The 16,410-nt window shown below is 68.2% G+C and carries 11 protein-coding genes; 2 read left to right on the top strand and 9 right to left on the bottom strand.

What is annotated here, in order from left to right:
• Positions 1-220 precede the first annotated feature (220 nt).
• On the bottom strand, positions 221-1,222 hold the full coding sequence (locus ABIC21_RS14290; RefSeq protein ID WP_354351041.1) for a trypsin-like serine peptidase: 1,002 nt from the start codon (positions 1,220-1,222) through the stop codon (positions 221-223).
• A gap of 248 nt (positions 1,223-1,470) precedes the next feature.
• Between ABIC21_RS14290 and ABIC21_RS14285 the strand changes: the two genes are divergently transcribed.
• The gene (locus tag ABIC21_RS14285; RefSeq protein WP_354351040.1) at positions 1,471-3,690 is read left to right on the top strand and encodes an NADP-dependent isocitrate dehydrogenase; all 2,220 of its coding nucleotides are present in this window, start codon (positions 1,471-1,473) and stop codon (positions 3,688-3,690) included.
• A gap of 229 nt (positions 3,691-3,919) precedes the next feature.
• On the top strand, positions 3,920-6,133 hold the full coding sequence (locus ABIC21_RS14280; RefSeq protein WP_354351039.1) for a catalase: 2,214 nt from the start codon (positions 3,920-3,922) through the stop codon (positions 6,131-6,133).
• A gap of 107 nt (positions 6,134-6,240) precedes the next feature.
• On the opposite strand, the gene ABIC21_RS14275 is transcribed toward ABIC21_RS14280, so the two are convergent.
• The 8 genes from ABIC21_RS14275 to mmsB form a co-directional block, all read right to left on the bottom strand.
• Positions 6,241-6,783, bottom strand: coding sequence for a mucin-associated surface protein (locus ABIC21_RS14275; RefSeq protein WP_354351038.1), 543 nt, complete (start codon positions 6,781-6,783; stop codon positions 6,241-6,243).
• Positions 6,780-7,922, bottom strand: coding sequence for a serine/threonine-protein kinase (locus ABIC21_RS14270; protein WP_502936006.1), 1,143 nt, complete (start codon positions 7,920-7,922; stop codon positions 6,780-6,782). Before ABIC21_RS14270 ends, ABIC21_RS14275 begins: the two co-directional genes overlap by 4 nt.
• Positions 7,923-8,572: 650 nt before the next feature.
• Positions 8,573-9,496: a hypothetical protein gene (locus tag ABIC21_RS14265; RefSeq protein ID WP_354351036.1), complete on the bottom strand. Its 924-nt coding sequence runs from the start codon at positions 9,494-9,496 to the stop codon at positions 8,573-8,575.
• 852 nt (positions 9,497-10,348) lie between these two features.
• Positions 10,349-11,419, bottom strand: coding sequence for a Gfo/Idh/MocA family protein (locus tag ABIC21_RS14260; protein ID WP_354351035.1), 1,071 nt, complete (start codon positions 11,417-11,419; stop codon positions 10,349-10,351).
• Positions 11,420-11,603: 184 nt separating this feature from the next.
• Positions 11,604-12,308, bottom strand: coding sequence for an ABC transporter ATP-binding protein (locus ABIC21_RS14255; protein ID WP_354351034.1), 705 nt, complete (start codon positions 12,306-12,308; stop codon positions 11,604-11,606).
• Between the two features lie 2 nt (positions 12,309-12,310).
• Positions 12,311-13,753 carry an ABC transporter permease gene (locus ABIC21_RS14250; protein WP_354351033.1) on the bottom strand — a complete coding sequence of 481 codons (1,443 nt, stop codon included), beginning with the start codon at positions 13,751-13,753 and terminating at the stop codon, positions 12,311-12,313.
• Between the two features lie 192 nt (positions 13,754-13,945).
• On the bottom strand, positions 13,946-15,046 hold the full coding sequence (locus ABIC21_RS14245) for a substrate-binding domain-containing protein (RefSeq protein ID WP_354351032.1): 1,101 nt from the start codon (positions 15,044-15,046) through the stop codon (positions 13,946-13,948).
• Between the two features lie 64 nt (positions 15,047-15,110).
• The gene (gene mmsB / locus ABIC21_RS14240; RefSeq protein WP_354351031.1) at positions 15,111-16,379 is read right to left on the bottom strand and encodes a multiple monosaccharide ABC transporter permease; all 1,269 of its coding nucleotides are present in this window, start codon (positions 16,377-16,379) and stop codon (positions 15,111-15,113) included.
• Between the last annotated feature and the right edge of the window lie 31 nt (positions 16,380-16,410).

Raw genomic sequence — 16,410 nt, 5'->3', positions numbered from 1 at the left:
ATATTGGGAATATGTCCAGTGCGACGTCCGTGCGTTGGGCATGTCCCAAAGCTGCGGGGGACACGTCCAGTGGTGCCGGTGCCCGCGGGGCATGTCCAGTCAACCCCGCCCTGTCCCCAGCCCCGGCACACGGCAACGCGGGGCCACCTGGGCCCATCCCCGCTGCTGGAGATGGGCCGCGAGTGACCCCGCGCTGGTGTGTGTGTTGCTGGGTGTTTGCCTAGGACGCGGCCGCGGTGCTGTAGGCCTGCTGGATGACGGAGCCCCAGTACGGGCCGTACATCGTGGTGGACTTGCTGCCGTAGCCGTAGCTGTTGACCGAGTTCTGGTAGCCGGTGGAGCTGGTGCCGATGAACCACGGGCCGCCCGAGGATCCGCCGGTCATGTTGCAGGGGATGCCCTGGGAGTTGAACTGCGGGTTGTAGGGATCGTTCGTGGCGGTGCCGCTGCAGCTCTTCAGGGACTCGCCGGTGAAGGGCCGGGCCGCGGGGTAGCCGAACGCCTTGTAGGTGAGGCCGCGGGCCGCGTTGAACTGCACGCCCGAGGCCCCCACAACGTCCGAGAGGGTCTGCCCGTTGAGCGTGTTCATGACCGCGAAGCCGGTGTCGTACGTCATGTCGCCGCCGGAGCTCCACTGAGTCGGGGCGTGGAGGGACTTGGCCGTCCACATGCCGTAGGGTGCGGCGCCGTCGAGGTAGGCCGGGACAAAGGTGAACTTGGTGGCGAAGGCGCCGGGGCCCTCGTTGAGGCAGTGCCCGGCGGTGGAGACGGTGCTCTTGTTCGTGGAGGACACCGAGTTGCCGGAGCAGACGTAGTTGGAGCCGCCCAGGGTGAAGAAGACCTTGCCGATGTGCTTGACCGGGGTCTCGCTCGCGTTCGCCTTGCTCTGGACTTCCTTCGCCTGCAGGCTCGGTGCCTGGGACTCGACGGTGCTGGGCGATCCCGCTTCAGCCGGGCGGTTCACAGCGACCTTGGAGTTGGCGCTCTTCTGCATGGCCCGCTCGGCCAGCACGTCACCGGGGATGGCGCTGCGCATCCGTTCTTCCGTCCAGTACTCCGCTCCGCCGGTCTCGACGACGGTGTGGCTGCTGACCCCGGACGTTTCCGCCGGCGTGTTGCCGGGTGCCGGGGCTGCGCTCGCTGCGCCCGCAGCGCTCAGAGCCAACAGTGCCGCTGCCGAGAGGCTGAGGAGGCTGGTGGCCAGAGTCTTGGGTGTTCTCATGGTTGTCCTAACCGGTGGAGTGCGGTGCGGCCTCCGGTGGTGGCCGCTGTGATGGGAACGAAACTACGGGACTTTGACCAGGGTGTAAAGCTTCCTGTCAATTCTTGTCACGGCATGTTGCCGGCGTCACGGAGTCCGGGGCGTGCGACGCCGGTAGGCGGCCACCCTACTCCCTCGGGTAAGTTAGGGGTGTTGAATTGGCACAAAATTTCCGGAAATACCCAGACCTTCAGGGAGACGCCCGAGCAATGGCAAAGATTATCTATACCCACACCGACGAAGCGCCGATGCTGGCCACCTATTCGTTCTTGCCGATTGTTGAAGCCTTCGCTTCGACGGCCGGTGTGGAAGTGGAGACCCGCGACATCTCGCTGGCCGGCCGTATCATCGCCGCGTTCGGCGACTACCTCACCGAAGAGCAGCGCGTCAGTGACGCCCTGGCCGAACTTGGCGGCCTCGTCAAGAAGCCCGAAGCCAACATCATCAAGCTGCCCAACATCAGCGCCTCGACGCCGCAGCTGAAGGCCGCCATTGCGGAGCTCCAGGGCCAGGGCTACGCCCTCCCGGACTACCCGGACAACCCCTCCTCGGACGAAGAGACGGACATCCGCTCCCGCTACGACAAGATCAAGGGCTCCGCCGTCAACCCGGTGCTGCGTGAAGGCAACTCCGACCGCCGCGCACCGCTCTCGGTCAAGGCCTACGCCCGCCAGAACCCGCACAGCATGGGGGCCTGGACCGCCGAGTCCAAGACCAACGTCGCCACCATGGACACCGATGACTTCCGCTCCAACGAGAAGTCCGTGGTCATCAAGGCTGACGGAAACGTCAAGATCCAGCTGGTCAAGGAAGACGGCACGGTCAAGGTCCTCAAGCGGGCCTTCCCCGTCCTCGCCGGCGAGATCATCGACGGCACCGTGATGCGCGCCGCCGCCCTGGACAGCTTCCTCGCAGCCCAGGTGGCCCGCGCCAAGGAAGAGGGCGTGCTGTTCTCCGCCCACCTCAAGGCGACCATGATGAAGGTCTCCGACCCGATCATCTTCGGTCACGTCGTCAAGGCGTACTTCGCCGAGCTCTTCGACACCTACGGCGCCCAGATCGCCGCCGCCGGCCTGAGCCCGAACAACGGCCTGGCCTCCATCCTCAACGGCCTCGAGGACCTCCCCGAGGAAATCCGCGGCGACGTCGAGGCGGCCATCAAGAAGGGCCTGAACGACGGCCCCGAGCTGGCCATGGTCGATTCCGACAAGGGCATCACCAACCTGCACGTCCCCTCCGACGTGATTGTGGACGCCTCCATGCCGGCCATGATCCGCAGCTCCGGCCACATGTGGGGCCGCGACGGCCAGGAAGCCGACACGCTCGCCGTCCTCCCGGACAGCAGCTACGCCAGCATCTACCAGGTCGTCATCGACGACTGCCGCGCCCACGGCGCCTTCGACCCGACCACCATGGGCACCGTCCCGAACGTCGGCCTGATGGCGCAGGCCGCCGAGGAATACGGCAGCCACGACAAGACCTTCGAGATCCAGTCCGCCGGCACCGTCCAGCTGGTCGACGACGCCGGCACCGTGCTGATCGAGCACAAGGTCGCCCCGGGCGACATCTGGCGCGCCTGCCAGACCAAGGATGTCCCGGTCCGCGACTGGGTCAAGCTGGCCGTCACCCGCGCCCGCGCCTCCGCCATGCCGGCCATCTTCTGGCTGGACAAGGGCCGCGCCCACGACGCCCAGATGATCGCGAAGGTTGAGGAGTACCTCAAGGAGCACGACACCGAGGGCCTGCAGATCGGCATCATGTCCCCGGAGGAGGCCACGGCCTTCACCCTGGAGCGCATCCGCAAGGGTGAGGACACCATCTCGGTGACCGGCAACGTGCTGCGCGACTACCTCACCGACCTTTTCCCGATCCTGGAACTGGGCACCAGCGCCAAGATGCTCTCGGTGGTTCCGCTGATCAACGGCGGCGGCCTCTTCGAGACCGGCGCCGGCGGCTCGGCCCCGAAGCACGTGCAGCAGCTGCTCAAGGAAAACCACCTGCGCTGGGACAGCCTGGGTGAGTTCCTGGCCCTCGCCGTCAGCTTCGAGCACCTGGCCACGTCCACGGGCAACGCCCGCGCGCAGATCCTTGCCGACACGCTGGACCGCGCCACCGGGACCTTCCTGCTGGAGGACAAGTCCCCGAAGCGCAAGGCCGGCGAGCTCGACAACCGCGGCAGCCACTTCTACCTGGCCAAGTTCTGGGCCCAGGAACTGTCCCGCCAGACCGACGACGCCGAGCTGGCCGCGGCGTTCGCTGCTGTCTCCGGAGCGCTGGATTCCTCCGAAGAGACCATCCTCGGCGAGCTCCTCGCCGTCCAGGGCTCCCCGGTGGACCTCGGCGGGTACTACCACCCGGACGAGGCCAAGGTCACCGCGGCCATGCGGCCCTCGGCGAAGTTCAGCGACGTCCTGTCCATGCTGGGCTAGGTCCACGGGCCGGCGTCCTGCCGGTATTGCTTGACCCCGCACAGCGTTCCACCCCGAACGGCGCACCGGAGATTCCCGGTGCGCCGTTCGGCGTTTCCGGGGCCGGCCACCGGATTACTGTTGCCTGGGCCGACGCCGTCACTTAGGGTACTAAGCACGCTTAGTTTCGGCTGGCGCCCCCAGGGCCGCCGGTGCGGGGCCAAGGTTGCCTACCCTGAGGAGTCGTCGCATGCCAGCAGACAGCAACATCCAGATCCCCGGTGCAGTGGCCGTGGAAGCGCCCGCGCTCGAGGAGCCCACCGCTCCGCGGGAACCGCTTCCGCCCAAGCCTGACCAGCAGGGACCCGAAGCCGTTTCGCCGACCGGTACCCCCACCGGCGCCCCGGTGAACTCGCGGGCGCAGTCCGGTGCGTACCTCACCACGGCCCAGGGGCTTCGGCTCTCCGACACGGACCACTCGCTGAAGGCCGGCCGGCGCGGCCCGGTGCTGCTCCAGGACCACCACCTGCGCGAGAAGATCACCCACTTCGACCACGAGCGCATCCCGGAACGCGTTGTCCACGCCCGCGGTGCCGGAGCTCACGGCGTCTTCCGGTCCTACGGTTCGGCGTCGAACATCACGCGCGCCGGATTCCTGGCCAAAGACGTCGAGACCCCTGTCTTCGTCCGCTTCTCAACCGTCCTGGGCTCCCGCGGTTCGGCGGACACCGTCCGGGACACCAGGGGCTTCGCAACCAAGTTCTACACCGACGAGGGCACGTTCGACCTGGTCGGAAACAACATCCCGGTCTTCTTCATCCAGGACGGCATCAAGTTCCCGGACATCATCCACGCCGGAAAACCGCACCCGGACCGCGAAATTCCGCAGGCCCAGAGCGCCCACGACACCTTCTGGGACTTCGTTTCGCTGCACACCGAAGCCCAGGCCCACACCATGTGGAACATGTCCGACCGGGCCCTCCCGCGCTCCTACCGGACCATGGAGGGCTTCGGCGTCCACACCTTCCGCTTCGTCAACAACGATGGCGCGACCAGCCTGGTGAAATTCCACTGGAAGCCGAAGCAGGGCGTCCACTCACTGCTCTGGGAGGAAGCCCAGCTCATCAACGGCATGGACCCGGACTTCCACCGGCGGGACCTCGCGGACGCGATCGAGGCCGGCGCCTTCCCGCAGTGGGAACTCGGCGTGCAGGTCTTTCCGGACACCGAGGAGGAATTCTTCCAAGGGATCGATCTGCTCGACCCCACCAAGTTCGTCCCCGAGGAGCTAGCGCCCGTGCAGCCCATCGGCATCATGACCCTCAACGCCAACCCGGTGAACTACTTCGCCGAAACCGAGCAGGTCGCCTTCCACCCCGGCCACCTCGTCCCCGGCATCGACGGCACCAACGATCCGCTGCTGCAGGTCCGGCTGTTCTCCTACATCGACACCCAGATCAGCCGTCTGGGCGGCCCCAACTTCAGCCAGCTCCCGATCAACCGGCCGCACGCCCCCGTCAACGACATGCTGCGGGACGGCATGCACCAGACGGCGGTGCACGGGGGAGCGGCCCCGTACCACCCGAACTCGCTCGACGGCGGCTGTCCGTTCCTGGCCGGCGCCGACCTCGGGACGTTCATCGACGTCCCCGAGGAACTCGCGGCCGCGGTGAAGGAGCGGAAGTCACCGGCATCCTTCGATGACCACTACAGCCAGGCGCGGCTGTTCTTCCGCAGCCTCACACCGGTGGAACAGGACCACGTGATCCAGGCGTACACCTTCGAACTCGGGAAGTGCCGCGAGGAGGCCGTCCGCCAGCGCCAGCTGCTGGCGCTGGCCAACATCGACGCCGCCCTCTGCGCAGCGGTGGCTGCGGGGCTCGGAATGCCCGCCCCGCAGGCCGGCGAGGCCGTGGAAGACGCTGCCCCGAGCCCGGCGGTCTCCCAACTGGGAGGGTCCTGGCCGGTGGCCGGCCGGGTGGTCGGCATCATCGCAGACGGGGACAGCGACCTGGACTCCGTCCGGGCCGCCCGGACCGCCCTCGATGCCGCCGGGATCGTGCCGCTGGTGATTGCACCGGCCGGAGGCTTCCTCGGCGGAGACGACGGCGGCATCCCGGTCCAGCGGACCTACCTCACTGCCCGCTCGACCGAGTTCGACGCCGTCCTGGTTGCCGCTTCGGGCGCACCGGCGGCGGACGCCGCCCAGGGACGGGACGCCAAGGCCGGCGAGCCGGGGGCGTCGCTGGATCCGCGCGTTGTGTTGCTCCTGTCGGAGATGTTCCGGCACGCCAAGGCCATCGGCGGCTGGGGCCCGGCCGTCACGTGCCTCGACGGGGCGAGCATCCCGCCGGACGCAGCCGGCGTGGCACTCGGGGAGGGGCCCGACGACGTCGTGGCGCAGCTTACCGGACTGCTCGCCGCGCACCGGGCCTGGGAACGCTTCCCGCCGGCCGGGGTCTAGCACCCCTGTCGACCCGGCCGGCGGCCAGGGCCTACGGCCGGACACGGAAGGAGGGAGGAGCCCGCGGACTCCTCCCTCCTCAGCGTCGGTTGAGGGCCGGCGCGTCCCTAGTCGTCGTCCTTGCCCTTGCCTTTACCCTTGCCACCGTCGGATGGCGGCGCGGGGGCGACGGCGGGCGGGGGAGCCGCTGCTGCTGCCGCAGCTGCTGCCGCAGCTGCGGCCTGGGCGGCGGCTGCGGCTGCAGCGGCCTGCGCTGCCGCTTCCTGCTCGGCGGCGAGCCGGGCGGCTTCGGCTTCGGCCTGACGGGCGTTGAGGTCCGCGCGGACTGTGTCGACGGACTTCCGGATGCTCCGGTGCCGTTTGAAGGACACCTCGCCTCGGGCGGCCGCCTCGTCCAATGCCAGCACGAGCTCGTCGAGGTGCTTCAGCGACCCTGCATGATCATTGGCCGCGGCGGCCTCGGTCGCGGCAAGGACCTGGGATTGCAGTTGCCCGGCGGCATTGCGGTCCAGCTCCGGCGCCGCGGCGCAGCCGGCCAAGGTGCCGGTGAGCAGCGCCGTGCCGAGGAGACAACCCGCGAGGAGCGGACGGGTGCGGAGGGGCCGCGAGCGGCGCGGGGCATGCTGGGTCGGATGGGTTGTCAGGTTCATGGTTCCACACTCTTCTGCAGCTCCTGCAAGTGCTGCCCCAGGTCCCCGGGCACGGCCGGATAGGGGACGACGGCGGGCGGTTCGGGTGCCGCGAGGACGACGGCGGCCGTGACGGCACCCGTCACGAGCGCCAGGAGCGCGAGGGACAGCAGGATCTGGGTGCGGCGGCGGGCCAGCCGGAAGCGCGAGGCGGTCCGGGACTGCACGGAGCCGCGGCTTTGCGGCGCGGTGGTGCCGGCGTCAGGGTCATTTACCAGGGTGGCAAGCGTCCCGGGGACGGCGCCCGCTCCGGCCGAGGTCAGCCGCGGGGGCCGGGCGGGCGGGGCCGGTAGAACGCGGGTGCGCTCTTCGGCGAGGAGCCCGGGGAGCGCCTCGGGGGAGACCAGGGCATGCCGCAGCGACACTTCGAGGTCCGCGGCGGAAGGACGGTCCAAGGGCTCCAGGGCTGTCATGGCCCGGATCAGCCGGGCCCATTCAGCTGGCACGGAATCCGGGATGGCCGGGGCCCGGTGCAGTCTCGCGACGGCGGATTCCACGGCGCCGCCGGGGTACTCGAGCTCACCCTTAATGCACTCAAGCAGGACCAGCCCCAGGGAGTAAATGTCGCTTGCCGGACCCAGGTCTGCACCGCGGGACTGTTCCGGGCTGAGGTATGCGGCGGTCCCCACCATGGTGCCGGTGGCGGTCAGTCGGGTGCCATCCACCATCCGGGCGATCCCGAAGTCGGTGAGTTTCGGACGCAGGGGCTCGCCGGGGCGGACCGGAACGAGCAGGATGTTTGCGGGCTTGATGTCCCGGTGGACGATCCCGAGAGAGTGCACATAGGCCAAGGCGTCGGACACGCCGGCTCCGATGACGGCGATCTCAGCCAGCGGCAGCGGGCTGTGCCGGATGCGGGACCGGAGATCTTGTCCGTCGACCAGTTCCATGGTCAGGAACGGCCGGGGTTCCTCGGGGACACGGGTGTCCGTGCCGGCATCGAAGAGGGTCACCAGGCTCGGATGGTTCAGGGTGGCCAGGAGCTCAATCTCGGCTTCCTGACGCCGGAGTTCGTCAGGATCGGCGGACTGCGGGGCAAAGAGCTTGAGCGCCACGTCGCGGCCGAGGTTCAGGTCCTTGGCGCTATAGACGGACGCCATTCCGCCCCGGCCGATCACTTCCCCCAGCCGGTAGCGGCCGCTCAAGAGTTCTGCCGTGACGCTATTGGGCGAACTGCTGTCCACGCTGTCCCCGTTTCTTCCCCGTGCGCCACGGCGGCGCCCCTCAAGAATGATACCGGGACGGGTATCGGCTCCTCGCACTGCGGCCGCCGACCGACGACCGCAGTGCGAGTTTATGCTGGCGCATCTGCGATGCCGTTGGGTCCCCCAGCGGACCCAACGACGGAGTGCTTTGCCGGAGCCTGCGATGCCGTTGAGTCCCCCAGCGGACCCAACGACGGAGTGCCTTGCCGGAGCCTGCGATGCCGTTGAGTCCCCCAGCGGACCCAACGACTTCACTCCGGCCTCACAAGACCTTGGCGCAAGCGAGATCGCTCCTAGGGTGGGCGTTCCTCATGGTGCGGGGACGGTTTGCGGCGGAGTGGTAATCCGGCGGGGAGGGCCTGTGCAGCGTGAATTGCCGCAAGCGCTGAAGAAGTCTGGTCCTTGGCGGGGGATGCGAGAGGGCAAGATGGGGCGCCGGAATACCGGCGGACGGTGCCGTCCATTGGGGGATCTCCTGAATGACTGTTGGCGGGCGCCCAGGGCAGCCCGATTGGCCGTGCTCTGTGGAGGGCAGAGACGGCTAACTAGTCAGGAGATGAACCGGGGTCGGCGGCGTCGACGGAGTGTACGTGCTGCAGCGGACCACGGATTGGATCAGCGCTGGCGGTGGGAATTACGAGGTACGGGCTGGGCAACCAGGCAGCTCCAGCGCCGGTTCCGCCCGACGAGGCGGTGCTTCCCGATCCAGCGCCGGGAGCCGCGGGCAGAGCATCCGGAGCGGGCAGGCCCGTTCCGTTGGGCCAGGGCGTGGGGCCGTCCTTGCCGGCTGGTGCTGGCGGTACGGTGCCCGCCGGCGTGGCGCCTGCCGGGGGAACGCTTTCCGCTTGCTGGCTGTCCGTTCCCGGCCGGACAGCGGTGTTCAGGGCAGGGATGTACAAGGCGGCTCGGAAGACCTTGACGCTGGCGGGCGCAGGTTTCTTCAGGTCAGTCAAAAGATCGCCGGCAACGTCGCAGTCCGGAAGGACGCCGGAGTCTGCGGCGGCAGCCGGGTCCGGGGGAACGGGAGCCGGGGCCAACCCGCCCGGGAGTGCTGCGTCAACGAAGGCCTGATCTGAAGCCCCGGGCTCTGCCGGTGTTGCCCCGTCCGTGACGGCAGGCTCCGCGGGCAGCCCTTCCTTGGTCGCCGGGTCCTTGGTTGCCGGGTCCTTGGTCTTCGGGTTCTTGGTTGCCGGGTCCTTGGTCTTCGGGTCCTTGGTTGCCGGGTCCTTGGTTGCCGGGTCCTTGGTTGCCGGGTCCTTGGTTGCCGGGTCCTTGGTTGTACGGTCCTTGGTTGCCGGGTCTTTGGTCTTCGGGTCCTTCGCGTTCCGGTCGTTTGTTGACGGGTCTTTGGCCGTTCGGTCCTTCGTATCCTTGGCGCCACGGTCCTTGGTGGCGGGGTCCTTCGCCCCCCGGTCCTTCGCCCCCCGGTCCTTCGCGGCTGGGTCCTTTGTCGCCGGCTCCTTCATCACTGGGTCGGTTCCAGGCAGCTTGGGGTCGATTACCGGCTGAGTGACGGGCCGTGTCGGCCCGGGACCGACGACGGGGGCGGCTGGATCGGGTGCGGGAGCCGGATACGACACGGCCGGGTCCGGAGCAGGCGAGGGCGTCCGGCCGGAGTTAACGGGGGTCGATACCGGTTCGGTGACTGGTTCGGGGACCGGTTCGGTGACTGGTTCGGTGACTGGTTCGGTGACTGGTTCGGTGACTGGTTCGGGGACCGGTTCGGGGACCGGTTCGGTCACGGGCTCGGGTGTCGGCGGCGTGGTCGGCTGAGCTGGCGGTGGGGGCGACTGCGGGGTCGTCGGCAGGGCAGTGGGTGGGGGGGCCGGCTCCGAAACCGGGGCGGGCACAGCGGGCTCGGTCGGGGCGACCGTGGGCGCCGGGACGGCTGGATCCGGCGTCGGCTCCCCGATAGGGGAGAGATGCGGAACAGTCGCCCAGGGCGTTCCCCCGGGCGCGAGTCCGGCCTCAGCCGGGGCGTCGACAACCGCTGGGGCTAGTGGCACTGCAAGTGTGGGCGCGGGGACGGCGGCCGCAGTGAAAGGGCTGGTCCCCGAGACAGTGGCACCGATCGTGGGAGCGGGAGTCGCATGGTTGTCCGCGCTGGCAGCTGCCGCAGAGAGAGCCAGCCAGGTGAGTCCGGCCGCGCCGCCCAGGATTACCCGCCGGAGTGGACGGCGCGGGCGTAACGGGACTGATGCTGGATCCACGCGCGCACCCCATTTCCCCGAAAGCCCCACGGTCCCTATAGGGTAAGTCCGCGCGCGGAGCGAGTCCAGAGTACGCCGTAAACCCGGCGGCCTCAGGAGCCGTAAACGGCGTCACCGCGCGTCATTTGGGTAGCTGACACCCAACTGGGCACGCACGCCATCGAACAGCCGCATGGTGTTCAGGGAGTCCTCGAGCGGCATCACGGGGCTCTCCGTGAGCCCGTGCTGGATGCAGCGGGTTACCTCGCGCAGTTCGTAGCTGTAGCCGCGCCCCACGACGTCGAACGTCTCGCTGCGGGGATCGTCGAAGCCGACCCGGACCAGGAGTTCCTTGGGGTTGTTGATCGACCCGATGGACTGCAGGAACCCTTCGCTGCCGGCCACGTTGGCAGTCCGCGGGCCGTGCGCCAGCAGGGACGACGTCAGCTGCGCCTGGGCGCCGTGGTGGTAGCCGAGCGTCAGGGCATTCTGGGCGTCCACGCCGTCGTCGTTCAGCCAGCCGGTGGCACTGACGGTTTGCGGGAAGCCCAGGGTGCCAAGAGCCCAGAGCAGCGGGTACACGGTGAGGTCCAGCAACGCACCGCCGCCATCCTTCGGGGCCCAGAGGCGTGACGCGGGCGAATACGGTGCCGGGAAGCCCAAATCCGCCCCCACCCACTTGACCTCGCCGATCTCGCCGGAGGAGGCGATCTCGAAGGCTCGCTGCATGCTCGGCAGGAAGCGGCTCCACATGGCTTCCATCAGGAACAGGCCCTTGGCCCGCGCCAGGGCGACCAGCTCGGAGGCCTCCCGCGCGTTGACCGTGAGCGCCTTCTCGCACAGCACGTGCTTGCCGGCGTTCAGGGCCGCCAGCGCGATTTCGTGGTGGTGGGCGTGCGGCGTGGCGACGTACACGACATCGACGTTGTCATTTGCGAGAAGGCGTTCGTAGCCGGTCTGCCCGTTGAGGTCCCCATATGCCCGGGCGAAGCCGAAATCCGCGGCGAAGGCTTCCGCTGCAGCCTGGGTGCGCGAACTGACTGCGTAGAGCTCAGCGTCGGCCAGGAGTTCCAGGTCGCGCGTCACGGACGCCGCGATGCCACCCGTGGCGATAACGCCCCAGCGCAGCCTCGCGCCGGTTGCCGTGCGGGGATCGGGGTCCGGCTGGCTGAACAGCCAGGGTGTGGCGATGTGGGCAGTCATGGAGCCATCTTCTCACCCGTACGGGGAGCGTCGCGGCGTTGGCCGCCGAAGCTGAGGGAGCGTCGGGGGTGTGGGCCGCCGAAGCTGAGGGAGCGTCGGGGGTGTGGGCCGCCGAAGCTGAGGGAGCGTCGGGGGTGTGGGCCGCCGAGGCCGCGGCGGCCGTGCGCCCGTACTCTGGGGGTCGTTACGCGGGAGCCCCGGCCGGCCGGCTGCGCGCAGCCTCCTCGGTCAGCTTGCCCTGCTGGAGCCGGAACCGCCGGTCGGTCTTGTTGGCCAGCGAGCGGTCATGGGTGACCACGAGGATGGTGGTGTTGTGGTCCCGGCTGAGCGAGCTGAGGAGCTCGATGATGTGCTCGCCGGTCTGCTCGTCCAGGTTGCCCGTGGGCTCGTCCGCGAGGATCAGTTTGGGGGAGTTGGCCAGCGCACGGGCAATCGCCACCCGCTGCTGTTCGCCGCCGGAGAGCCGGTTGATGCGGCGCACATGCTTGTCCGGGTCGAGCTGCACCTGCTCCAGCAACCCGCGGGCACGCTCCAGGCGGGCGGCCTTCCGGATCCCGGCGAACTCCATCGGCAGCATGACGTTGTCCACCGCGGAGAGGTTGGGAATCAGGTTGAACTGCTGGAACACAAAGCCGATGTCCCGCCGGCGGTACTCGGTGAGTTTGCCGTCCGGCATGCCGGCCAGGCTCACGCCGTTGACGAGCACATTCCCGCTGGTGGGTTTGTCGAGGGCGCCGAGCAGGGACAGCAGGGTGCTCTTGCCGCTGCCGCTCTTGCCCACGATCGAGGCCAGAGTGCCCTGCTCGAGCATGAAGCTGACGTCGTTGACCGGTTTGATGGTGCGGTCGCCGGACTTGAACGTGCGGACCAGGTTCTTGACTTCGATCATGGCTACTCTCCTCGGAGGACTTCGATGGGACGGATGCGGGCGGTGAGCAGGGCCGGCACCAGCGCCCCGATGATGGCGACGCCAAACACGGCGGCAATGCCCGCGGCGATGACGCCGGGGGAGGCGCTCGCCGTGACGGAGGTCAGCAGCTGGCTGGCCCCGCCGAGGGGGTTCCCGCCGGGAATCCCGCCAGGAATCCCGCCGGGGATCCCACCGGGAAGACCCTGCCCCCCGCGCTGGCCGGGCATGGCGGTGGCCGTGGCAGTGTTGGAGCTGATGAGCGCGGAGGCGATGCCGCCGCTGGCGAAGGACGCGACGGCGGCACCCACCACGCTGCCCAGGGCCACGAGGACCAGCGCCTCCAGCACGAACTGCAGGCCGATGGTGCGGTTCGGGGCGCCGATTGCCTTCAGCACCCCGATTTCCCGGCGGCGCTCGCGGACCAGCATGACCATGATCAGGAGGATGATCAGCCCGGCGGTGGCCAGGGCCGCCACGAAGGCGATGAAGGAGATGTTCTTGACGCTGCCGAGCGAACTGACAGCGTTTTCGAGGTTGCGCTCGCCCTGGCTGACGTCCGCCGCGTCGGTGCCGAGCGCGGCCTGCAAAGCAGTCTTGGCGGCGTCGACGTTCTCCAGGGAATTCACCGTGACTATCATCGTGGACAGTTCCCCGGGGAGTTCCGCGAGCGTCTGGGCCGTGGGGAGCGTGAGGTAGAGGGCGTTGTTGCCGAAGGCCGTGCCGGCGTCGAACAGGCCCGCCACGGTGAAGGTCTGGTCGTTGACGGTGAACGTTGAGCCGACGCTGAGCCCGTTCTTCTCGGCCAGGGTGGTGCCCAGCAGGGCGCCGGTGGAGGCCGCCGTGTAGTCGCCCAGGCCCGTGCCCTGCGTCAGTTCCAGGGCCTTGCCGGTGGCGTCCACTTCGGCCCCGATGCCGGTGGCCGTGACGGGCACGGAGAACGCCGGCGCGGCGGTGGCGGTGCCGGACGTTCCCGTCGTGCCCTCCGCGGCCTGGTTGCGGGTGCCGAGTGTCCCGGCGTCGACGGCGGCCGTGAGGCTCGTGGTTACGGTGGTGGCGGACTGGCCGCCGGGACCTCCCTGGCCGCCGGGACCTCCTGTCCCGGTCTGGGCGGCGGCAGCGGCGTTGCGGAGCCGCAGCGCCTTGGTGCCGACGACGGTGCTCACGTTGGGCACCGCGGCCGCCGTCGCGGCCTGTTCGCCGGTCAGCGGCTCGCCGCCGCCTTCGAAGCCCTGGCCGCCGGCGGGATTGACGGTCAGCACGGTGCCCACTGAGGCGTTCAGCTCCGCGACCTTCCCCGCGACGGCCTTGTTGGCCACCAGCATGGCCAGCGCGAGGCCGATGGCAACCGCCAGCACGGCCACCACGGCCGCTGTCCGGACCTTGTTTCGAAAGGCGTTGCCTATACTCCGGGCAAGGACGCTCACGTGACTCCTAGGGATCTTGGGCCGGCCGGAATGGCCGGCGGCTGATCCCACAGTGGTACGGGCTGCTGTGCGGACCGCCACCCGGAGCTGTGGATCCGCTGTGAAGGGCCGCGCGGAAAAGCCGGGCAGCAAAGAGCCCCGGCCCGCCGGGAGGCGGAGCCGGGGCTCTTCGTGGTGCTGCCTAAACAGGAACTACTGGGTCAGCGGTCCGAGTACCGGATCGTTGACGTAGGCCGTCTTGACGTTCTCCGCGGTCACGATAACCGGCTCCAGCAGGTACGCCGGAACCACCTTGACCGTGTTGTTGTACGACTTGTCATCGTTGATCTCAGGCGTCTTGCCGGCCTGGAGGTCCTTGACCATGGTGATGGCATGCTCGACGAGCTTGCTGGTGTCCTTGTTGATGGTGGAGTACTGCTCCCCGGCCATGATGGACTTCACGGACTCAACTTCGGAGTCCTGGCCGGTGACGACCGGGATCGGCTTGCCGGCGGCCTTCACCGAGGTGATGATCGCGCGGGCGAGCGTGTCGTTCGGGGACAGCACACCGTCGAGCGTTTCAGTGGTGTAGGTGCCGGCGAGCAGGGTGTCCATGCGCCGCTGGGCGTTCTCTGCCTTCCAGCCCTGGGTCACGGCCTGCTCGAAGGTGGTCTGGCCGGACAGCACCTTCAGGGTGCCGTCGTCCATCTTCGGCTTCAGGACGCTCATGGCGCCGTCGAAGAAGACCTTCGCGTTGGCGTCATCCGGGGAGCCGGCGAAGAGCTCGATGTTGTACGGGCCTTCCGGCTTCTTGGCCTTCATGCCCTCCAGCAGCGCCTGGCCCTGGAGTTCACCGACCTTGAAGTTGTCGTAGGCGACGTAGTAGTCCACGTTGGCCGTGTTCAGGAGCAGACGGTCGTAGGCAATGATCGTGGCGCCGGATTCCTTGGCCTGCTGGAGCTGGGTGCCCAGCTGTGCACCGTCGATGGCACCGACGATGATGACCTTGGCGCCCTTGGTGATCATGGCACTGATCTGGTTCTGCTGTTCCGACACGCCGCCGTTGGCGAACTGCACGTCCGGCTTGAAGCCGGCGGCGGTGAGGCCGTCGTTGAAGAGCGTCTCCGCCAGGACCCAGTTTTCGCTGGTCTTCTGGGGGAGCGCGACGCCGATCAGGGAGTCTTTCGGGAATGCTTCCCCGCCGGTGGTGGAACCGCCGGTGGTCCCGGTGTCGGCGCGGCCGCAGGCTGTCAGCGCCAGTGCCGCAATAGCAGCGATTGCTGCTGCCTTTCCTGCTTTACCAATCAGTCGCATTGTTTGGTTCACTTTCTTTAGATGGTGTGCGGAGAATCGAAGTGGAGCGGATCAGGGGAGCGGATTAGATGCCCCGTGAGATGACCTCTTTGGTGGACGTGGTCTCGTCGGCCTTGATCTCGCTGCTGCGGCCGAAGTTCTTCATCAGCATGCCGATGATGGATTTCTTGCCCTGGGACTTGTTGTAGACGTCGAACGCGACGGCGATCAGGAGCACAAGGCCCTTGATGATCTGCGTGAGGTCGGCGCCGACGCCGAGGAGCTGCAGGCCGTTGTTCAGGACGGCCATGACCAGGCCACCGACGATCGAGCCGATCACGGTGCCGACGCCGCCGGTCACCGCGGCGCCGCCGATGAACACGGCCGCGATGGCATCCAGTTCCCAGCCGACGCCGTCGAACGGGCCCGAGGCGGTGGAACGGCCGACGAAGATCATGCCGGCGAGGCCGGCCAGGACGGACATGTTCATCATCACCAGGAAGTTGACCTTCTTGGACTGCACGCCGGAGAGCTCGGCGGCGTGCCGGTTGCCGCCGACCGCGTAGATGTGGCGGCCGATGACGGTCTTGGAGGAGATGAAGCCGTAGATGAGCACCAGCGCCGCCAGGATCAGGCCCGGGATCGGGAAGGACGTGCCCGGCCGGCCGGTGGCGAACAGGTACGTCGCGTAGAGGATGGCGCCGCAGATCAGGACCAGCTTGACGACGCTGACCCAGGCTTCGGGCACCTCGGCGCCGAGGGCCTTGGCGTTGCGGCGGGAACGGATCTCACTGAAAATCACAAACGCGACGCCCAGCAGGCCCAGCAGCAGCGTGAGGTTGTTATAGCTGGTGTCCGGCCCGACCTCGGGCAGGTAACCGGAACCGATCTTCTGGAAGTCGGCGGGCACCGGGATGGTGTTCGACTTGCCGACGTACTGGTTGGCGCCGCGGAAGATAAGCATGCCGGCCAGCGTGACAATGAACGCCGGGATGCCGACGTACGCCGTCCAGAACCCCTGCCAGGCGCCGATCAGCACGCCCAGCCCCAGCCCCATCAGGATGCCCAGGTACCAGGGGATGCCCCAGTCCCGGATGAAGAGGGCCACACAGACGCCCACGAACGCCGCCACCGAGCCGACGGAGAGGTCGATGTGGCCGGCGATGATGACCAGGACCATGCCAATGGCGAGGATCAGGATGTAGGAGTTGCCGTTGAAGAGGTTGATGACGTTGCCCGGGGTGAGCGTGCGGCCGTCAGTTGCAATCTGGAAGAAGATGATCAGGGCCACCAGGGCGAAGATCATGCCGAATTGGCGGGTGTTGCCGCCAAAGAGCTTCTTGAGCGCGTTCATTATTTCAGTCCTTGTTTCCGTCAGTTATCGG

Origin of the sequence: Pseudarthrobacter sp. PvP090 (assembly GCF_040547365.1) — a bacterium.
Taxonomy (GTDB): domain Bacteria; phylum Actinomycetota; class Actinomycetes; order Actinomycetales; family Micrococcaceae; genus Arthrobacter.
The sequence above is the reverse complement of the archived record's forward strand: the minus strand, read 5'-3'. Positions and strand labels throughout refer to the sequence as shown.